Source organism: Pseudomonas spartinae (assembly GCF_965197125.1).
GTDB lineage: Bacteria > Pseudomonadota > Gammaproteobacteria > Pseudomonadales > Pseudomonadaceae > Aquipseudomonas > Aquipseudomonas composti_A.
In genome coordinates this window covers 84304-104442 of sequence record NZ_CBDAMB010000003.1, presented here as the reverse complement: position 1 = coordinate 104442, position 20139 = coordinate 84304, and the positions used below count along the sequence as shown (strand labels likewise).

The following is a 20139-nucleotide window of genomic DNA, read 5'->3' as shown; positions in this document are numbered from 1 at the left end:
TCCTGTGTCGAGTCAGATGGTCAGGTAGCGCAGGATGCGCTCGCGATCGAGGGTTTCTTGCGTCTCGCTGTGGACGAATTCACCCTTCTCGATGATCAGGTAGCGGTCGGCCACGGCCATGGCGAACGACAGCACCTGTTCGGAGACGACCAAGGAAAATCCGCGTTCTTTCTTCAACTGGTTCAGGGCGCGGGCAATGTCCTTGATGATCGACGGCTGGATGCCCTCGGTGGGTTCGTCGAGGATCAGTACCTTGGGGTTGGAGACCAGTGCCCGGGCAATGGCCAGCTGTTGCTGCTGACCACCGGAAAGGTTGCCGCCCTTGCGTCGGCGCATCTCGAACAGCACCGGGAAATACTCGTAGATGTAGTTGGGAATCCGCGCGGTAGGCGCGCCCTGCATGCCGCTCAGAATGTTTTCTTCGACACTCAGGTAAGGAAAGATCATCCGCCCCTGGGGCACGAAACCGATGCCCGCCGCGACCCGGTCGTAACTCTTGCGCCCGATCAGTTCTTCGCCCACCAGCTGGATGCTGCCACTGCGGGCGGGCAGCATGCCCACCAGGCTTTTCAGCAGGGTGGTCTTGCCCATGCCGTTGCGGCCCATGATCGCCAGGGATTCTGCGGGCGCCAGATTCAGCTCCAGGTTACGCAGGACGTGGCTTTCGCCGTAATACACGTTGAGATTGTTAACGGTCAGCATGCTCAGTGCCCCAGGTAGACGTCGATGACGCGAGGATCGTTTTGCACCTGATCCATTGAGCCGTAAGCCAGGGTCTTGCCCTGGTGCAGAACGGTGACCTTGTCGGCCACCGATTTCACGAACTCCATGTCGTGTTCGATGATGACCATGGCGCGACCCTTGGCGATCTGCTTGAGCAGGCCTGCGGTTTTTTCCCGCTCGCCGGCGCTCATGCCGGCCACCGGCTCGTCAAGCAACAGCAGTTCGGGGCGCTGCATCAGCAGCATGCCGATTTCCAGCCATTGCTTCTGGCCATGGGACAGCAGGCCGGCCTTGCGGCCCAGTTGGTCGTGCAGAAAGATCATCTCGGCGGTGCGTTCGATTTCGGCCTCCAGGGCCTTGTCCTTGCGGGCGAACAGGCAGTTGAAAATGCCCCGTTTGTCCGGCGAGGAGATGTCCAGGTTCTCGCGCACGGTCAGGTCTTCGTACACCGAAGGGTTCTGGAATTTGCGCCCGACCCCGGCACGGGTGATCTGGTACTCGATCATGTTGGCCAGCTGCAGATCCTTGAAGCGGATGCTCCCGGCGCTGGGGCGGGTCTTGCCGCAGATCATGTCCAGCAGGGTGGTCTTGCCGGCTCCATTGGGGCCGATCACCACATGCACCTGGTTTTGCTCGACGTAGAAGTTGAGGTTGTCCACGGCTTTGAAACCATCGAAGGACACGGTCAAGTCTTCGACACTCAGCAATATCGCGCTCATGACTGCCCCTCCTTGTTGCTCAAGCGCTGCAACAGCCCGGCCAGCCCCGCTGGCAGGAACAGCACCACGCCCATGAACAGGAAGCCGATGAAGTACTGCCAGAAGTTGACAAAGTTCTCCGACAGGTAGGTTTTCGCCACGCCGATCAGCAGCGTGCCGTACACCGCGCCGACCAGTGACAGACGTCCGCCCAGGGCGGCGTAGATGACGATTTCGGTGGAGGGAATGATGCCCACCAGAGAGGGCGAGGCGAGCCCGACCTGGAGCGTGAACATCACCCCGCCCAGGGCCGAGATCAGCGCGGCGACGGCAAAGATGAAGGCCTTGAACAACGCCGTGTTGTAGCCGGAAAAGCGCACGCGGTCTTCTCGGTCACGAATGGCCACCACCACCTTGCCCAGACGGCTGCGCAGAATCAGCCCGAACAGCGCCACGCAGCCGAGCAGCAGCAGGGCGGTGAGCAAGTACAGGATCCAGGGTGTTTGGGGTGTCTGCAGGCTCAGGCCGAACGCCGTCTTGAAATCGGTCAGGCCGTTGGCGCCACCGGTATAACCTTGCTGGCCGATGATCAGGATCGACATGATCGACGCCAGAGACAGCGTGATGATGGAGAAATACACGCCGCCTACGCGTTTCTTGAAGTAGGCGTAGCTGAACGCAAACGCCAGCAGCGGGGGGATGATCAGAATCGCCGCGATGGTGAAGGTCGCCGACTCGAAGGGTTTCCACCACCAGGGCAACGCCTCGACGCTGTTCCAGATCATGAAGTCGGGCAGGGCCGATCCGTAGAAGGCCGCCAGGGCGCTGGCCGCTTCATCGTTGGCGGTCGCTTCCAGCTTGAGGTACATGGCCATCATGTAGCTGCCCAGGCCGAAGAAGATGCCCTGGCCGAGGCTCAGGATGCCGCCGTAGCCCCAGATCAGCACCATGCCCAGGGCGCAGAACGCCAGGCTGAGGTACTTGCCGGCCAGCCCGAGGCGAAAGTCGCCCAGGCTCAGCGGCAGGACGACCAACAACAGGATCGACAGCCAGATCAGGCCATGTCGCTCGATCAGCGGCAACCAGCCGGCATTGAGCCAGCGCCGAGCACGCGAGGGTGCCTGTGGCCGGGTATTTGTCATGTCGTTCATCTCAACGTCTCACTTTCGCGGCAAACAGGCCGTTGGGGCGGAAGAACAGCAACACGATCACCACCATCAGGGTGATCGCCTTGGCCATGGAGCCGGTGGTCAGATACTCCAGCGATATCTGCGTCTGGCCGATGGCGAAGGCGGAGAGAAAGGTGCCGAGCAGGCTTTCGACGCCGCCGAACACGACGACGATGAAGGTGTCCACCAGGTACTGCTGGCCGCTCATCGGCCCCGTCGAGGCAAGCATGGTGAACGAGCTGCCGGCGATCCCGGCCAAGCCGCAGCTCAGGGCGAATGTCACGGAATCGACGCGTGCAGTGTTGATGCCTGCAGCACCGGCCATCGCACGGTTCTGGGTCACCGCGCGGATACGCAGCCCCCAGCGACTGCGGTAGAGGAACAGGAACACCGCAGCGGCGATGACGAACGTCAGGCCAATGATGAAAATCCGGTTGAGCGGCAGCTCCAGAGTCTCGCTGAGGCTCCAGGCACCCTGCAGCCATTCCACGGTCGGCACGCTGACTTCCTTGGGGCCGAACACTTGGCGAAACACTTGCTGCAGCACCAGCGACAGGCCCCAGGTGGCCAGCAAGGTGTCCAGCGGACGGTTGTACATGAAGCGGATGAAGCAGCGTTCGAGCAGGAGGCCGAAGGCAAAGGTCACCACGAAGGCGACACCGATGCCGATGATGAAGTACCAGCCCATGAGCTCGGGGAAGTAGCGCTGGAACACCAGTGATGTGACGTAGGTCATGTACGCCCCCATCGCCATCAGCTCGCCGTGGGCCATGTTGATGACCCCCATCAGGCCAAAGGCGATGGTCAGCCCCAGCGCCATCAGCACCAATACCGAGAACAGTGAGAAGCCACTGAACACCTGCATGATCAGAATATCGAGAGTCATTGCGTCACTACCTGTCGCTGCACATGGGCGAACCCGTTTCAGAACCTCGGGGTGGCCGCAGGCGCGAGGTGAGTCGCGCCGGGCCTCGCGTTACAGTTTCGGGAAGGGATTGGGTTCAATCGGCGCGGACTCGTAGATCACGTCGACCTGGCCCTCGGCGTTGATGGTGCCGATGCGCGCACGCTTCCACAGGTGGTGGTTGTCCTTGTGCACCTTGACCTCGCCTTCAGGCGCATCGAGGGTCATCTCCGAAGACGCTGCAATCACTGCCGCCGCATCGAAGCTGCCGGCTTTCTCCACGGCGTTCTTCCACAGGTAAACCGCGGTGTAGGCGGCAGCCATCGGGTCGCCTACCACGCGGTTGTCGCCGTAGCGCGCCTTGAACGCAGCGACGAATTTTTCGTTGACCGGGTTCTTCAGGCTCTGGAAGTAGCTCATGCAGGTCAGAAACCCGAGGAGGTTTTCGGCGCCGATACCGGTGACTTCCTCTTCGGTAACGGCCAGCGCCATCAGGGTCTGGTTGCTGCTGTCGATGCCGGCGGCCTTGAGCTGTTTGTAGAAGGCAACATTGGAGCCGCCGACGACGGTCGACAGGATGATGTCGGGCTTGGCCGCCTTGATCTTGTTGATGACCGAAGAGAACTCGATGCTTCCCAGGGGCAGATAGTCCTCGCCGACGATCGAGCCTCCATGCTTGCTCACCGAGGCACGGGCGAGCTTGTTCGTGGTCCGTGGCCAGATGTAGTCGGAACCGATCAGGTAGACGCTCTTGCCCTTGTTGGCCATCAGCCAGCCAACCGCGGCCAGGGTTTGCTGCGAGGCTTCGGCACCGGTGTAGATGATGGCCGGGGATTTCTCCAATCCTTCGTAGAAGGTCGGGTAGTACAGCAGGCCCTTGTTACGCTCGAATACCGGCAGCACGGCTTTGCGCGAGGCCGACGTGTAGGCGCCGAAAGTGGCCACCACATGATCGCTTTCCAGCAGCTTGCGTGCCTTTTCCGCGAAGGTCGGCCAATCGCTTGCACCGTCTTCGATGATCGGCTCGATGGTCTTGCCCAGCACGCCGCCACTGGCATTGATTTCATCGATGGCGAGCTTTTCCGCGTCCACCACCGAGGCTTCACTCATGGCCATGGTGCCGGTGAGCGAATGGATGATCCCCACCTTGACGGTTTCTGCTGCCTGCGCCTGATTGACCAGAGAAAACGGCAACAGGCTGAAGGCCCCCAGCAGCAGGGCGTGCTTGATCAAACGGCGCTTGTCGTATTGCATCTCATTTTTCCCCTTGAATGAAAAAAGCCCGACGTCCCGGCTAAACGAATAACCGGGAGGTCAGGCTTCTTGTGCCGAATCTGGCGGGACAACTGTGTCCAAGCCAGTCGTACGTCAGGCGCCTCCCTACTTGCCAAGTGGGCGTAGGGCAGACAGCCAGCGCGATGTCTCGAGAGGGTGAGTGCAAGGGTGGTGCCAATTATCAGAGATGGCCTGATCAGGGGCTATCTTGAGCAACCCGCGTCATTCCCTGCATTAATTGCACGCCCGACTGGCGTTGCGCTCCCTTGGTGCAAGGCTGGTGGCGGCGCACCAAAAACGTGAGTGCTTCACGGCGGCGACGGGTGCTGGTTCGTGCCGCCAATCATCAGCGCGCCCATGGCTGGGCTCGACGCAGCGGTCGTTGAAAAGGGCAGTGGCCCACAATCTGCATAGGGGCAGTACCCTCGCAGGGTTCCTTGTCACACGCCCATTTCCGGCAGGTGTGGAAGGCCCCTCGCATGACCGGCCTCGACAGCGCAGTCGCGCCGGTTTCAGGCACAGATAGCCTGATTGCAGCCGTTAATCCACGGCCAGCGTTCTCCGACTTTTTGCATGATGACTCTTTGCCGAGGGCTCGTATCCTGACGGATGCCGGGCGTTCGGTCTCCGAACAAGGTTGATAGGCATGGTGATCCGCATAGGCGGTGTGTTTTCCGATACCGGCGTCACGGCAGCCGCCGAGCGCTCGACAATGCGCGGCGCACAATTCGCGATCGAGCAGATCAATGCAGCCGGTGGAGTAGGGGGGCAGCCTCTGGAGCTGATCACCCGCAATCCCGATTCGACCCCAGCGCTGTATGCCATGCATCTCGAATCGTTGATCCGCGAGGAAAACCTGCGCTTCTTCTTCGGCTGCTACACCTCTGCTGCGCGCAAGGCCGCACTGCCGATCGTGGAACGCTACGACGCACTGCTGATGTACCCGGTGTACTACGAAGGCTTCGAGTACTCACGCAACATCATCTACACCGGTGCGACACCCAATCACAACACTGTGCCGCTGGGCAATTACATGCTCGATCACTTCGGCAACCGGGTCTTGATGATTGGCTCCGAATACGTTTATCCCTATGAGACCAACCGGCTGATGAGCGACCTGTTGTACGAACGGGGAGGCATCAAGCTCGGCGAATATTACCTGCCGCTGAAGAACGCTCGGCCCGAAGACTTCGCCAAGCTCATGGCCAAGGCCAGGGAACTGAAACCGTCCTTCATCTTCTCCACTGTCGTGGGCGAATCCATGGCGCACTTGTACCAGGCCTATGCCGATGCCGGTTTCGATCCGGCCAGCATGCCGATCGCCAGCCTGACCGCCAGCGAGACCGACATCAAGCAGATGGGCGTTCATCTGGGCACGGGGCACATATCGGCGGCGACCTACTTTCAGTCGGTCGACAGCGCAGTCAACCACCAATGCATCGCAGAGTATCGCGCCTTGTTTGGCCAGGAGCAGGTCACCGACCGCTGCTGGGAAGCCGCCTACTTTCAGACCCATCTATTGGCCAAGGCGATTCTCATCGCAGGCAGCACCGAGGTCGATGACGTGCTGCAAGCGATGCGCGGCCTGGAGTTCGAGGCGCCGCAAGGACGCGTGCGCGTCGACCCGCACAACCATCACACCTACCTGTTTTCACGCATCGGGCGGGCCAACGCCGAGGGCCAGTTCGACATCCTCTATGAAAGCCAGGGCGCCCTCAAACCCGATCCATACGCCATTGCGCCACGTTTGAATGACTGGCGCTCCGGGAGCGCGCTATGACCCTGCGCGCGGCCAAGAAACGGCAACGCGCTGACAGCAGCGCAGGGATCAAGGACCTGCGCGACATCAGCGTGCTCGTGGTGCACCCGGATGACGAGGATGGCCGCAACCTGACTGCGCAACTGCAGCGCATCGGTTGTCAGGTACGCGTGCAATGGCCAATTCCCGAGCGACTCAATGCCGAGGTCGACGTGATCGTGCTTGCGGTATCCCCGGAAAGCCTGTCGACCAAAACACCCTGGCTGCTGCATGCCAGCACGCCACCGGTCATCCCGGTGATCGCCTATGAAAATCCGATCATCGTCGAGGCCTTGCTGCAGCTCAATGCCTGCTCGGTGATCCCGTCGCCGGTTCGCTCGTTCGGCCTGCTCACGGCATTGGCGCTGACCTTGAGTCAATCGCGCAAGGCGCGCGAGCGGGAAAAGCACGTCAAGCGGCTGGAGGGGCGGATGGCCGTGATACGCACCGTGCAGCAAGCCAAGATCATCCTGATCGAAACCAAGGGCATGTCGGAAATCGACGCCTACAACGCCTTGCGCGATCAGGCCATGGCCAAGCGCGAACCGGTGGAAAAGATCGCCGAGGCGCTGGTCAAGGCCCACGAGTTGTTTCAACAAACCTGATTCTGAGCGTCCGGCCCAGTGGGCCGGACCCTCTTTCTGCGCGCTGGCCGCCATACGCCCTGATTCGGCAAGTATGGGGCCCCGCGCGGCGGCCGGCCTGGACAACGGGGTCCTCCGGAGCGAGCCGTACCTGCGCAAGCGCGTAGCTGGCTCGAGTCAATGGTTGCCTGCCTGATCACGGCAGCCTTTAACCAATACCTGGAGACCCCCACATGACCGTGAAACGCCCGAGCAAGGCTGATTTTCTGATTGCAGCGCAAGACCATGGTTATCAGCTGAGCGACGCACAGATGGCGTCTTTTCTCTCCTTGGCTGATGAAACCCTGAGCTCTTACGAAGCCATCGACGCGATTTATGCCGCAACAGTGGCGCAGCAACCACCGCAGCGCGAATACAGCAAGGTGGCGGACACCGATAATCTGCACGGTGCCTGGTACGTGAAAACCCAGATCAGAGGAGCGGCCCAAGGCCCCTTGGCGGGCAAGACCGTGGTGATCAAGGACAACGTTTCCGTGGCCGGCGTGCCAATGGCCAACGGCTCGCTAAGCCTGGACGGTTACATCCCGGCAGAAGATGCGACCGTGGTCAAACGCCTGCTCGCCGCTGGTGCGACCGTGGTAGGCAAGTCGGTGTGCGAGGACCTGTGCTTCTCCGGCGCCAGCTTCACCGCCGCCAGTGGGCCGGTGAAAAATCCCTGGGATCCAACCCGCAATGCCGGCGGCTCCTCCAGCGGCAGTGCCGTGCTGGTCGCTCTCGAGGAAGTCGACATGGCGATTGGCGGGGATCAGGGCGGATCGATCCGCATGCCCTCGGCCTGGAGCGGCATTGTCGGCCACAAGCCCACCTACGGCCTGGTGCCTTACACCGGGGCCTTCCCGATCGAACGAACCATCGATCACGTCGGCCCGATGGCCAATAGCGTGCGTGACGTGGCCGTGATGCTCGATGTCATCGCTGGGGCCGATGGTCTCGACTCGCGGCAGAAGAATCCACCTGCCGTCGCCTGTGTGGCCGCCCTGGATCAGGGCGTAGCAGGGCTGCGAGTCGGCGTGTTGCGTGAAGGCTTCGCGATTCCCGGCGTATCCCAGACCGAGGTGGATGCTCAGGTCAAGGCAGCGGTTGCCCAACTGCAGAGCCTTGGCGCGACGGTAGGCGAAGCCAGCGCCCCTTGGCACTCGGGCGTGGCGTTGGACATGTGGAATGTCATCGCCACCGATGGCGCGGCGTATCAGATGCTGCAAGGCAACGGCTACGGCATGAACGTGGATGGCTATTACGATCCGGACATCATGAGCTACTTCGGCGCCAAGCGCCGTGAGCATGCCGATGCGTTGTCCAGCAGCGTTCGGGCCGTAGCCTTGACCGGCCACTACAGCCTGAAGAACCTGCACGGCGCCTACTACGCCAAGGCGCGCATGCTGGTGCCAGCACTCACTCGCCAATACGACGAGGCGTTCAAGCATTTCGATGTGCTGGTGATGCCGACCATGCCCTTCGTGGCGACTACCTTGACCGCCGCCGACGCACCGATCGAAGAGTACGTCCACAGCGCGCTGAACATGCTGAGCAACACCGCGCCGTTCGACCTCACCGGCCACCCGGCGACCTCGATTCCCACAGGTCTGGCTGACGGCTTGCCGGTGGCGATGATGATCGTCGCGCCACGCTTCAAGGACGCCGTGGCCTTGCGCGTGGCTCAAGCCTATGAGCAAGCCCGTGGTCCATTCCCTAAACCGCCGAGCCGTTGAATCAACAGCGTCAGTCCCTCTTTATCAGCATTCAGGAGTGTTTCATGCAACCAACTCAATCGATACGACTTTCTCTGGGCGCAGCCTTGTGCCTGATACCGGTATTCGCATTTGCCCATCCGGGGCATGGTGACTCGGGCCTGATGGCGGGTGTGGGGCACCCCTTGGGCGGAATGGATCACTTGCTGGCCATGTTCGCGGTCGGTCTTTGGGCCGCGCAACAAAAGGGCAGGGCGTGCTGGATGCTGCCCGTCACCTTCGTCGGCGGCATGTTGCTCGGTGGCCTGCTGGGGTTCGATGGATTCGCCATTGCGTACCTGGAAACCGGCATCGCGGCATCGGTGCTCACCTTGGGCTTGCTGGTCGCTATGGCGGCGCGCCCACCGGTAGCGTTTGCCCTGGGCATCACAGGCCTCTTCGGGCTGGCTCACGGCATGGCCCATGGTCTCGAATTGCCGGAAATGAGCAGCCCAGCGGCTTATGCGATCGGTTTCGTGATCGCGACCTCAGCCCTGCATGCTGCCGGTTATGCGCTGGCACGCTGGTTTCCGATCAATGCGGCCGTGCTGACCCGAGTGCTCGGGGTGGCTTCAGCGGGGGCAGGAGTCGCCTTGTTGGCAGGTTGATCTCGGCTGACAGGCCCCTGACAACCGGCCACCCCTGGATAACCAGAGGTGGCCGCTCGCTGGCTGTGCGTTGGCCAACGCCGACTCCTACGCGATCATCGAACACAGCGCTAGAAACACCGAAACCTGCGGTGATCTGATCATTTTTCGATCAGATCACCGTTGGGAAAAATCGATAGTGGCCGGTAGAGCGCGTCATCACCTACTTGGCCGAGCAGGGCGTGGCGGTGGAAGAGGGCCCGGTTGCGCGCACCGGCGTCGCTGGCCCAACGGGATCCGTGAATTTCCTTGATCCGGAGGTAATCTGACTAAAGTGAGCAGTTATCTCGCTTAGGTGCGATATCTGTCTTGCAGTTGCAGATCAACGTGTTGGGCGCTTGGACGGAGGGTGCCCAATGGCGCAAAAGCGCAGCGGCAAAACAGCTTCATCGGGAAAAATCTTGAACCGCAGCGGCTCTATACAGGTCAGGTTCTAGTACCAAATTACTAAACTGGTACCGAACTCATGATCAAGAAATGCCTGTTCCCCGCTGCCGGTTACGGCACCCGCTTCCTTCCCGCTACCAAGTCGATGCCCAAGGAAATGCTCCCGGTGGTCGACACCCCGTTGATCCAGTACGGCGTCGAAGAAGCACTCCAGGCAGGGCTCAATGAAATCGCCATCGTCACCGGTCGCGGCAAGCGCTCGCTGGAGGACCACTTCGACATCAGCTACGAGCTGGAGCACGAAATTTCCAACACCGGTAAGGAAAAATCCCTGAGTGGCGTTCGTCACCTGATCGATCAGTGCACCTTCTCCTACACCCGCCAGGTGGAGATGAAGGGTCTTGGTCACGCCATTCTCACCGGTCGCTCGCTGATCGGTGATCAGGCGTTCGCCGTGGTGCTGGCCGATGACCTGTGCCTGAACCTCGATGGCGACGGCGTGCTGACGCAGATGGTCAAACTCTACGAACAGTTCCGTTGCTCCATCGTCGCCATCCAGGAGGTGCCGATGGAGGAGGTCTCGCGCTACGGCGTCATCTCCGGCGAAGCACTGCGTGACGACATCTTTCGCATCGACAGCATGGTGGAAAAACCCAACCCGGAGGACGCGCCGTCGAACCTGGCGATCATCGGTCGCTACATCCTCACACCCGATATCTTCGAACTGATCGAGCAGACCGAGCCGGGCAAGAGCGGTGAAATCCAGATCACCGATGCCTTGATGAAACAGGCCCAGCAGGGCTGCGTGCTGGCCTACAAGTTCAAGGGCCGCCGTTTCGATTGTGGCTCGGCTGAGGGCTATGTGCAGGCCACCAACTTCTGCTTCGAGAATCGCCACAAGACCCATCCGGTGACTGCCAGCCCACAACTCAAGGCCGTCTGAGCGGCTGACCAGGCGCCAGCGCTGGCTGGTGACGCGCCGATGCCGGTGAAAAAAGCCTGAACGACTCGGGAGTGGGTTTGCCTGATTTCAAGTAGAGGCAATCACGCCTCGCGAGTCATTATCAGGAGGTACCAGCAATGGCGACCAGCAAAAATCCGGGTAACTTCGCAAACGATCGTCAAAAGGCGTCCGAAGCCGGCCGTAAAGGTGGTCACAACAGCGGCGGCAACTTCGCCAATGACCGCCAGAGGGCATCGGAAGCCGGGCGCAAGGGTGGTCAGAAGAGGCCAGCATCCAGAGACTCGTGACCACCCGGCCAAGGCCCGCGCTCTGCGGGCCTTGGCGTTTCTGCTACCGCGTCGCCATGTGCGCCCTGGCGCTTGTCAGCTGGCGTGACGCAGCGCCTCCAGCAACTCCTGCTTGCGCATGCGTGAGCGCCCGACAAGGTCGCGTTTGCGTGCCAGTTCCATCAATTCCATGCGGGTCATGCTCTCCAGTGTTCGGCCTGGTCTGGGCACCCCTTGGCGGGTTTTCACTGCGCGCCGGGCAGAGGACTCGCGTGCCGTCTGCTTGCTCGCCGCACTGGTGGAGCGCCCAGATCCGCCAGGCTTGTCGCCGCCGCCGGACTGTTTGTTGACCGTGGCCCAGGCGCGTGCTTCGGCCTCGTCTTCAGGGACACCACGGGCCTTGTAGCTGTCTTCGATGTGTTCAGCTTTGCGCTTCTGCTTGGCGGTGTATTTGGCTTTGCTTCCTCGGGGCATGCTGGATTCCTCCACGATGTGACAGGGTCATAGGGAAGAAGCCCGGTGCCCAAGCTTGGTTCCCCTGGCCGGATAGGCGGCGCAAGAAAACCATCGAACCTCTGCAGTTCTGATCGCTCAGATCAAGGAATACTCGCACCTGGATCGCGCTATGGACGTCAGCGAACGCATTCTTGCCACCCTGTTCATGGAGTTTTCCGACCTCGGCCAGGTCGAGCACATGACCCGCGCCACCTTGCGCCTATTGCTGGCGACGGTGCTCGGCGGTCTGCTCGGTTACGAGCGCGAGGTCACCGGCAAGGCGGCGGGGATGCGCACGCATATGCTGGTATGCGTCGGCGCGGCAATTTTCGTCATGGCGCTGGAGCAGGATGGCGGTGACAGCGACGCCATGAGCCGGGTCATCCAGGGCGTCGCCGCCGGCATCGGTTTCGTCTGCGCCGGCACAATTCTCAAGGGCCAGCGCATGTCCGACGTGCATGGCCTGACCACCGCCGCCGGGCTCTGGACCGCCGCCGCAATTGGTGTGGCAGTGGGGCTGGGGCGTGAGGCGACAGCGGTACTGGCGACAGTGCTGGTGCTCACCGTGCTACACATCATTCCGCTGATATTCGTGCCCGGTGGCAATGACAAGGCCCCCTAGCAAGGGGGCGCTGAGAACACTCGCGCCGTCTTTGAATTGTTGTAGGCCCACGAGTGCGCTCGGGCGTCTGCGGCATGCTCAGCGCTGGACGCGATGAGTCGGGCTGGCGCGTTCTCTCTTCGGCTGCAGGATGCGGGTGACCTGTACATTTCTGAATTCGCTGGGCCACTCGAAGGTGTGAAGGGCACTGAGATAGAAACGAGCCTGGTAGGGCGTCAGTTGCTCGCGGTCAGACTCGACTTCCACACTGTGCGAGCGGTCGTGCAGGGTGTAGCTGATCAGGTGCAATGGCTTGGCCATCTCATACCTCCAGTTTTGCTGAATGATGTGAGATAGACCGGCCTGACGCGCCTGCAAGTTCCCACCATCCGCCGGGCGGTAGGGCGCGCGGAATTTGAGGCGTAGCGCGGACGTCTTGCTGATGCCACTTAGCCAGGTAGCGTTTCGACCGGCTGTTCGCTGCGCTTGCACAGGGCTTTTGCACGTTTCTCCAGTGCCACGTAGAGGGCGCTGGTCACCAGCAGTGGCAGCAGGTAATAGAGCACACGGTAGGCGACCAGCGCGGCAATCAGGCTGGACTGGCTGTGCTGACGCTGCAACAGCGCGAGAGACATGGCCTCCAGCACGCCGAGCCCGGCTGGAACACGTGCCACGAACGCAATCATCGCGCTGATCAGCAGTGCCCCCAGTACCGAGGTATAGGCGGCGCCGTCCGGCAACAGCCAATAGAGCAGTGCGGCCATCAGCGACCAGTTGCTTGCGCCGAGGCACAGTTGCAGCAAGGCTATACGCAGCGAGGGCAGGGTGACGGAGCGCTCGCGCAGGTGCCAGACGCGCTGGCGGGAAAACGCGCAGATTCCGGCGTAGGCGCTGACCAGCCCGAGCAGGGCAAAACCAAGCAGCTGCAAGCCGGTCATGCTCAACTTCCAGTTGGCCGGCAGCTCTATCAGGCGCAGAGAGAAGATCACCCCGGCCAGCATCATGCAGCTGGCCCAGTGGGTCAGCAGGCCGAGGCTTAGGATGCGCGTCACCGTCGAGGTGCCGAGGCCAAGGCGCATGTACAAGCGGTATTGCATCGCCACACTGCCCATCCAGGTGGCGAAATTGAGCGTGAAGGCGTGACAGATCATCGCCACCGGCAGAACTTGGCGCGCAGGCAGGTGATGGCGACTGTACTTTCGGCCGAGCAGGTCGTAACCGCCGAACGCCAGGTAGCTGGCGAGCGTGATCAGCGCCCCCAGCAACAGGGTCTGCGGGCTGTAAGCGCTCAGCGCCTGACGCACTTCCCCCCAGTCCAGATTGCGCAGCGAGGTATACAGCAGCGTGGATATGGCCAGAAGAAGCAACAGGGTGAGTGCGCGTTTACCCCAGCGCATCCAGGGGGTGTTCAGAGCGCCATTCATCCTGTCTTTTCCTCTTGATTGCTGCCTGCCTTGTCGGCTTGTTCCAGCGGTTTCAGGTTCTTGCGGTGTGCCGGCAGGCGGGGGGTGAAAAGTGAATGCGCAGGGTCGCTTGCGGACGAAGTCATCAGGTGATGCGTATATGCCAAGGTGCCTGTGTGCGCCGATGTCGTGCTGAAAACTCCCACGATTTGATTGGCCGTTGAGATGACGGATCGTTGCAAATAAAGACTCGACCTTTTCTGCAGCGTTATCGCTTCATGAATACTGTTCACCTTTCACACGGCATTGAATTAGCCAAGCCGTTGTCTTCATTAAAAAATGTTCACTTCAAACACTCATCTCGCCCCCAATGAATGTCTCTCGATGTCGTCATCAATGGCCAAGCAACTGGTCGAGCATATGCCGCCAGATAGAATTTCAACTTGTAGCTGTCGCCCTTCTGGATTGGTCGTGAACATTGCAATGAAAAGCACGCTCGTTGTGAGCAGGGCCTATATGCATGTCGACAACCACCCGTTGAATCGCTTAGACAAGCACGGGTATCGGTCATGTATAAGCCGCAAATACCAGACGCGAGTCTCATGATCAGTTAGAAAGAGTGGTTGGACTTGATCACGTCAATCGTCATGTTGCCGGGTATGTCATTACCGACCTCATGGGCGAGGTCAGGGTAAATATCCTGGCAGGTCAGAATCGAGCGACTGAACTCGGAGGATGCATCGAGGTTGGCGGCGGACTGCTCGCCCTGGGCACAACCCTGGCAGAGAGGCTCAACCAATGTCTCGCTTTGTATCTGATAGCAGTTCGCGTCGATCTCCTGTAACGAGCGCTGCATGGTCTGAGCGCCAGGCTGCGATACTGGAAGCATTACCGCCAGCGCAGGAGGCTGAAAGGGCTGCCAGATCAGCAGCACCACCAGGCAGGTCGAGCCAGCCACGTAGGGCCATTCGTACATCAGCTGGTGCCGGTAGGGCATATGCCTTCTGATCCTTCCCTGCAGCTCTTCAGGCTTGTGACGGGCCAACTCTGAGTCGTTGCGTCTGGACATTTGCGCACCTCCTCATTTCTTGGTGAGTTTTCTCATGGACCATAAACGAGAGAGACGCGTACGGAAGAGCGGTTCACGCGAGTAGGTAGGTAACTGCGTGGTACTGCAGTGCTTGACCGCTTCATTGATCGACTCCGCATCTTCATCCAGCGTCATGTCGAAATGAATCAGGCGAATGAACTCCTGCATCGAACAACTGGCATCGAGTACACGTACCAAGCGGCGCTGTTCACCGGCAACGGTCAGTACGACGCTGCCGTCTGGGCGTGGGGTCATGGCAACTTCGTAATCGGCCAGCGCCGATCTGATACTTTCCAAGTCATGTTTCATCTGGCTCTCCTTAATAGCGCCCTTGAAACATAACGGCGTATCCAGTGCATACCAACAGTTGGGACGATTGGTAAAAAGAAATTCCAAAGTGACATCATGTACTGGAGTTATACAAGATGGTCTTCGCGGTGCTGATCAGGGAGAGGAATTTCCGCAACCCATTACCCTGATCATTGTTTTATTGTTTGAGCACAGTATCTTGCGCCGGAAAACAGACTTACTGTCTCACACCGACAGAAAAAATACTTTGAACCAAATTCATGGTGCAGTTTCGCGAAGCAGGAATATGCCCCTGGAAAACTTGAATAAAGCTTGTACGAGGCATGGGCCTGGCTAAAGGGAATCCTCCGCGCCTTCTCGCGCCTGACGACGCCAGATCCGTGTCAGCCAACGCCAACTGATCCAACCAGCCGCCGCGAGGTAGACCAGACTGCCCGGCACCCACATCAACAGCCCCGCCAGTTGCTGGTCTTCCAGGGAGCGGGACTCACCATAGAAGGGCGTATTACCGAAGGTGAGCAGGGCGCCGAGAAGGCCGGTGTGCATCAATGTCAGCAGAATGGCCATCAGCGCGTACGGGACTTGCCGTGGGTTGGCGCGCAGGCAGGACCACCAGAACAGCCAGGCGCTGAACAGGAAGCAGGCATGTTCGATGGCGTGCCACCAGGTATTGTCCAGTGCCAGCGTGTACAGGCTGGGTGTGTGCCAGACCCAGATCATCGCACCGTGCAGCATGGCCAGGGCCATCGGGTAGCGGCCGCTGCGCAGAATTGCCTCGGACACCGGGGCCATCCAGCCACCGAGCATCGCCCGCCATTGCGGCAGCGGTCGTGCCAGCGCCCAAAGTGGGGCGATGACGATCATGAACAGCATGTGCTGGACCATGTGCAGGCTGGTGCTGGTTTCCGCCCAATCGTCGATGGGACCGAACACCGCGAGCACGGTGATGATCATCGCCAGGTGCATCCACAGCGCTTCTCGTCCGTGCGGGCGTACCCTGCGGCAGCCAAGGATATACAGCAGCCAGGCAGCGCCGAGCAGCAGGGCGCTCAACAACAATGGAGCGCGCTCATTGAGCTGCAGGTGGCCGTCCAGCAGGCCATGGGCGGCGGCGCTGCCGGGTAGAAGGAGCAGAGCTGCGGTCATCAAATGCATGGCGGCAGGCTCAGCGTTGGCAGGGCAACGAAGACGGTGGCGATGGCGCCGATCAGGTTCACACCTGCGGCCAGGCGTGCCACGAAGCGGGCCGACAGGCTTTCACGCGTACGCCTGGCGGCACGTCGAAACAGCCAGGCCAAACCCAGCAACGCGATCACGGTTACCAGGCTGAACAGGGCGAGCAGAGCGTTCAGCCAGGTCCATTGGCCTTGCGCCGGATCAGGAGGTGCCAGTGCGCAACCAATCGACAGCCCGCCGTACAGCACGACGAACCAGAGGCTCCAGAGCACCAGCCCAAGGCCAATGTGGATGGGGTTGTAGGGCGAGCTTAGCGGCTGCATCAAACGCCTCCGAAGGTCGTCGGGAGCAGCACCACGCTGCAGTAGGTGATCCACATCACGGCCAGGTTGTATTGCCAGAGTTGTTCCACCACCAGCGGTTCATAGGGTGTGCGCCTGGATACGTAGCCGTGATGCACACGCAACGCCTGTAGTGCACTGAGAATGGTCGCCAGCGCTCCATGCGCGAAGCTGTAGACGAGCATCACCACGATCACTGCATCATGCGCGGTTGCGCGCGGCGCCAGGTCGCCCGCCACGAGCGCCCAGAGCAGCAGCCCGGCGTGCAACGCGCCCAGCAGCGCCGTCCCAACAAAACAGGCGATCAAGGCAGCAGGTTCCCCCTGGCCCTGACGCAAGCGGCGCAATACAGGCCGCTGCCAGAGCACGGCAATACTGAGCAATACGGCGCTGGCCAGAAGCAGGCGCTGATCCATTACCAGATCGTCCGGCACCAGCCAGTTCGGCGACACTGTCCACAGATAGAACCAGCCGAACAGCAGCGACAGGTACAAGGCACCATTGGCCAGCAGGGTGACGCCCATGCCCCACAGCCCGGGGCCATCGCAGGTGCGCGAGTGCAGGGGCGGCTCGCCGGGCTGCACGCGGGCGTCCGGCGCCGCCAACGGGTGCGCGCCGTTCTCCCAGCTCCAGCGCAGCAGTACCAGCACCGCGACGATGCTGGCAGCCAGCGCAACCCAGTAGAACTTGCTCAGCAGCCCCAGGCAGGTGATGGCGATGAACGTCGCCGCCGCGAACGGCAACCAGCTATTGCCGGGCAAGTGAATGATTTCGCGAACCTTGCCGGTCAGCGGCTCCACGCCCCAGGTTTCGCGCCGGCCGTGGTCGATCACGGTCAAGGCGAACTCGCCACGGTCGATACGCTCTTCCAGATCAGGCAGCTCCCACATCGGGTGGCGCGTGCGCACCGGCGGCAGGCTGACGAAGTTGTAGGGGCTGGGCGGCAGATGAGTGCTCCACTCCAGAGTGTCCGCGCCCCAGGGGTTCTTCGCGGCCTTCTGGCCGAAGCGAAAGTGCAGCACGATATCGAGCAGCACCGTGGCGATGCCGATGGCCATGATGAAGCTGCCGATCGACGAGATCAGGTTGGGTAAATCCCAGCCGAGGCCGGACTGGTAGGTGTAGATGCGCCGTGGCATGCCCATCAGCCCGGTCCAGTGCATGATCAGGAAGGTCAGGTTGAAACCGATGAACACCAGCCAGAAGCCCCATTTGCCGAGGCGCACCGACGGCATGCGCCCGGAAAAGTGTGGCAGCCAGTAATAGATGCCAGCCAGTAGCGGGAAGAACATGCCGCCCACCAGCACGTAGTGCATGTGCGCCACCACGAAGTGGGTGTCGTGCACCTGCCAGTCGAACGGCACCAGCGCCAACATCACGCCGGTCAGGCCGCCGCAGACGAAGATCACCAGAAATCCCACCAGCCACAGCATTGGCACGTGATACAGCGGCCGGCCGATCCACAGCGTTGCGATCCAGGCGAACACCTGGATGCCGGTCGGAACTGCCACCAGCATGCTTGCCGCAGAGAAGAACGCCTGCGCCAGTTGCGGAATGCCCACGGTGAACATGTGGTGAACCCACAGGCCGAAGCTGATGAAGCCGGTGGTGAGGATCGCCAGCACCACCCAGCGATAGCCCACCAGCGGCCGCTGGCAGAACACCGGCAACAGGGTCGAGACGATACCTGCTGCGGGCAGGAAGATGATGTACACCTCGGGATGGCCGAACAGCCAGAACAGGTGCTGCCAGAGAATCGGGTCACCGCCGCGCGCGACTTCGAAGAACGGCAGGCCCACGGCGCGCTCCAGTTCCAGCAGGATGCTGCCGAGAATCAAGGGCGGAAAGCCGACCACGATCATCATGGCCATGACCAGGATGTACCAGGCGTAGATCGGCATCTTGTTCAGCGACATGCCTTCGGCGCGGGTGCGCAGGATCGACACCACCAGTTCGACACCGGCCGATACCGCAGAGATCTCCACGAAGGTGATGCCGATCAGCCAAAAGTCCGAGTTCGGCCCTGGCGTATGCACCGCGCTGGACAGCGGCGTGTACATGAACCAGCCGGCCTTCGGCGCGATGCCCAGCAGCAGACTGGCGCACAGAATCAACCCGCCGAACAGATAGCACCAGTAGCCCAGCGCCGACAGCCTTGGGAATACCAGGTCGCGCGCGCCGAGCATTTTCGGAATCAGGTAGACCGCCAGGCCCTCCATCATCGGCACGGCGAACAGGAACATCATCACCGTGCCGTGCATGGTGAACACCTGGTTGTAGATGTCCGGCTCAAGAAATTCGTAGCCCGGTATCGCCAGCTGCGTGCGCACCAGCATCGCCAGCAAACCGCCGAACAGGAAGAAGCCCAACCCGGTAAGCATGAAGCGGATGCCGACGGTGGTGTGGTTGACGATGGTCAGCGACTTCCAGCCGCGCGGGTTGCCCCATACCTCGTTGAACTGATCGTGCAATTGTTCCTGGGCGACTACCTGATCGTTGCTTGGCGTACTCACGGGCGCAGGGTCTCCAGCCAGTCGGCGATGGCACTGAGGTGATCGGGGTCCAGATGGTCATGCAACGGCATGGCATTGCCGGGTTTGAGTCGCTGATGCTCCTGCAGCCAGTGCAACAGAGCCCCCGGCTTGTTGCTGACGACGCCGGCGCCCAGGGAGGCTCGGGCGCCGATGTCGCTGAGGTCCGGCGCGCGGGCTCCGTCGCTGACGCCCGCCACGCGATGACACTGGCCGCAGTGAGCCGCGAAGGTGTCGCCGGCAGGGCCGGGCAGGGCGCTGATCTGTTGTTCGCGGCGCGCCTGCAACCAGTTGGCGAAGTCCTCTTCTTCGTGAGCCTGTACATCGAGAATCATGTGGGTGTGCTGCGTGCCACAGAACTCCGAGCACTGGCCGCGGAACGTGCCTGGCTGGTCGGCCTGCAGGCGGATGCGATTGTCGCGGCCGGGGATCATGTCGATCTTGCCGCCCAGGCGCGGCACCCAGAAGGAGTGGATGACGTCGGCGCTGGTGACGTCGAGGTCCACCGGCCGACCGACCGGTAGATGCAGCTGGTTGGCGGTGACCACGCCGCTGTCCGGATACCGCACCTCCCACCACCATTGATGACCGACAACCTCGATGCGCATGGGCTGCTCGCCAGCCAGCGGCAAGGGCAGCATGCGATGGCCGATGGGAATACCGAACAGCAGCAGAAGCAGGACACTCACCGTCGGCAACAGCAGCCCGCCACCGACCAGCCAGCGCAGCGTCAGCTGCCGCGCCCGGACGTCATCGACCGGCGAGCTTTTGCGGCGCATGGCATGCAGCCACAGCGCCGTGACCACGATCAGCACCAGCGTGGCGAAGGCGCACATCGCCCACCACAGCATCGCCACTTCACGCGCCATCGGCCCCGCCGGGTCGAGCGCCGATTGCGGCCCCTCGCAGGCAACCAGAAACGGAACTGCCAGCGTCAGCGTGGTCAACTTGAAACAGGGGGACAGCCAGTCGCGCCCCTGTTTCCGCACAT

21 protein-coding genes and 1 pseudogene are annotated in these 20139 nt (G+C 61.3%); 7 read left to right on the top strand and 15 right to left on the bottom strand.

From position 1 onward, the window contains the following. Positions 1–12: 12 nt before the first annotated feature. The 5 genes from urtE to urtA all read right to left on the bottom strand — a co-directional run bounded on the left by urtE (position 13) and on the right by urtA (position 4748). Positions 13–702 (bottom strand): urea ABC transporter ATP-binding subunit UrtE, encoded by a 690-nt coding sequence (urtE, locus tag ACN8M7_RS07845; protein ID WP_490260376.1) that lies wholly within the window; start codon positions 700–702, stop codon positions 13–15. 2 nt (positions 703–704) lie between these two features. Next, complete coding sequence (urtD, locus tag ACN8M7_RS07840; protein ID WP_061239376.1) at positions 705–1442, bottom strand: urea ABC transporter ATP-binding protein UrtD; 738 nt, start codon at positions 1440–1442, stop codon at positions 705–707. Then, a complete protein-coding gene (gene urtC, locus ACN8M7_RS07835; protein ID WP_490260375.1) occupies positions 1439–2572 on the bottom strand; it encodes an urea ABC transporter permease subunit UrtC in 1134 nt (377 codons plus the stop codon). The genes urtD and urtC overlap by 4 nt, the downstream gene beginning before the upstream one ends. Before the next feature lies 1 nt (position 2573). Beyond that, complete coding sequence (gene urtB, locus ACN8M7_RS07830) at positions 2574–3476, bottom strand: urea ABC transporter permease subunit UrtB (protein WP_061239378.1); 903 nt, start codon at positions 3474–3476, stop codon at positions 2574–2576. A 90-nt stretch (positions 3477–3566) separates the two neighbouring features. Next, complete coding sequence (gene urtA / locus ACN8M7_RS07825) at positions 3567–4748, bottom strand: urea ABC transporter substrate-binding protein (protein ID WP_061239379.1); 1182 nt, start codon at positions 4746–4748, stop codon at positions 3567–3569. Between the two features lie 667 nt (positions 4749–5415). Here urtA and ACN8M7_RS07820 point away from each other — a divergent pair. The 6 genes and pseudogenes from ACN8M7_RS07820 to ACN8M7_RS07795 form a co-directional block, all read left to right on the top strand. Then, on the top strand, positions 5416–6549 hold the full coding sequence (locus tag ACN8M7_RS07820; protein WP_061239380.1) for a transporter substrate-binding domain-containing protein: 1134 nt from the start codon (positions 5416–5418) through the stop codon (positions 6547–6549). Beyond that, entirely contained in the window at positions 6546–7172 is a 627-nt protein-coding gene (locus ACN8M7_RS07815) for an ANTAR domain-containing response regulator (protein ID WP_061239381.1), read from the top strand. Before ACN8M7_RS07820 ends, ACN8M7_RS07815 begins: the two co-directional genes overlap by 4 nt. Positions 7173–7384: 212 nt before the next feature. Then, positions 7385–8920, top strand: a complete 1536-nt coding sequence (locus tag ACN8M7_RS07810; RefSeq protein ID WP_490260374.1) for an amidase — start codon at positions 7385–7387, stop codon at positions 8918–8920. A 44-nt stretch (positions 8921–8964) separates the two neighbouring features. Then, complete coding sequence (locus ACN8M7_RS07805) at positions 8965–9546, top strand: HupE/UreJ family protein (RefSeq protein ID WP_490260373.1); 582 nt, start codon at positions 8965–8967, stop codon at positions 9544–9546. Positions 9547–10051: 505 nt separating this feature from the next. Further along, entirely contained in the window at positions 10052–10915 is an 864-nt protein-coding gene (gene galU, locus ACN8M7_RS07800) for a UTP--glucose-1-phosphate uridylyltransferase GalU (protein WP_061239384.1), read from the top strand. Between the two features lie 158 nt (positions 10916–11073). After that, positions 11074–11223, top strand: a pseudogene (locus ACN8M7_RS07795) (con-10 family general stress protein); the annotation flags it as partial. 75 nt (positions 11224–11298) lie between these two features. Here ACN8M7_RS07795 and ACN8M7_RS07790 read toward each other — a convergent pair. Next, complete coding sequence (locus tag ACN8M7_RS07790; protein ID WP_490260372.1) at positions 11299–11676, bottom strand: Rho termination factor N-terminal domain-containing protein; 378 nt, start codon at positions 11674–11676, stop codon at positions 11299–11301. 151 nt (positions 11677–11827) lie between these two features. On the opposite strand from ACN8M7_RS07790, the gene ACN8M7_RS07785 reads away from it, so the two are divergent. Next, positions 11828–12319 carry an MgtC/SapB family protein gene (locus ACN8M7_RS07785; RefSeq protein ID WP_490260371.1) on the top strand — a complete coding sequence of 164 codons (492 nt, stop codon included), beginning with the start codon at positions 11828–11830 and terminating at the stop codon, positions 12317–12319. A gap of 78 nt (positions 12320–12397) precedes the next feature. Here ACN8M7_RS07785 and ACN8M7_RS07780 read toward each other — a convergent pair whose 3' ends face one another. The 9 genes from ACN8M7_RS07780 to coxB form a co-directional block, all read right to left on the bottom strand. Continuing rightward, on the bottom strand, positions 12398–12619 hold the full coding sequence (locus tag ACN8M7_RS07780) for a hypothetical protein (RefSeq protein ID WP_061239388.1): 222 nt from the start codon (positions 12617–12619) through the stop codon (positions 12398–12400). A 128-nt stretch (positions 12620–12747) separates the two neighbouring features. Next, positions 12748–13722: a UPF0104 family protein gene (locus tag ACN8M7_RS07775; protein ID WP_490260370.1), complete on the bottom strand. Its 975-nt coding sequence runs from the start codon at positions 13720–13722 to the stop codon at positions 12748–12750. Further along, on the bottom strand, positions 13719–13994 hold the full coding sequence (locus ACN8M7_RS07770) for a hypothetical protein (protein WP_490260369.1): 276 nt from the start codon (positions 13992–13994) through the stop codon (positions 13719–13721). The genes ACN8M7_RS07775 and ACN8M7_RS07770 overlap by 4 nt, the downstream gene beginning before the upstream one ends. A 317-nt stretch (positions 13995–14311) precedes the next feature. Further along, the gene (locus ACN8M7_RS07765) at positions 14312–14770 is read right to left on the bottom strand and encodes a hypothetical protein (RefSeq protein WP_490260368.1); all 459 of its coding nucleotides are present in this window, start codon (positions 14768–14770) and stop codon (positions 14312–14314) included. Between the two features lie 12 nt (positions 14771–14782). Beyond that, entirely contained in the window at positions 14783–15100 is a 318-nt protein-coding gene (locus ACN8M7_RS07760; RefSeq protein WP_061239390.1) for a hypothetical protein, read from the bottom strand. A 333-nt stretch (positions 15101–15433) separates the two neighbouring features. Continuing rightward, the gene (locus tag ACN8M7_RS07755; protein ID WP_490260367.1) at positions 15434–16255 is read right to left on the bottom strand and encodes a cytochrome c oxidase assembly protein; all 822 of its coding nucleotides are present in this window, start codon (positions 16253–16255) and stop codon (positions 15434–15436) included. Further along, positions 16246–16599: a hypothetical protein gene (locus tag ACN8M7_RS07750; RefSeq protein WP_490260366.1), complete on the bottom strand. Its 354-nt coding sequence runs from the start codon at positions 16597–16599 to the stop codon at positions 16246–16248. Before ACN8M7_RS07750 ends, ACN8M7_RS07755 begins: the two co-directional genes overlap by 10 nt. Beyond that, positions 16599–19130, bottom strand: coding sequence for a cytochrome c oxidase subunit I (gene ctaD, locus ACN8M7_RS07745; protein ID WP_490260365.1), 2532 nt, complete (start codon positions 19128–19130; stop codon positions 16599–16601). The genes ACN8M7_RS07750 and ctaD overlap by 1 nt, the downstream gene beginning before the upstream one ends. Next, positions 19127–20017, bottom strand: a complete 891-nt coding sequence (coxB, locus tag ACN8M7_RS07740; protein WP_061239394.1) for a cytochrome c oxidase subunit II — start codon at positions 20015–20017, stop codon at positions 19127–19129. The genes ctaD and coxB overlap by 4 nt, the downstream gene beginning before the upstream one ends. Positions 20018–20139: the final 122 nt, after the last annotated feature.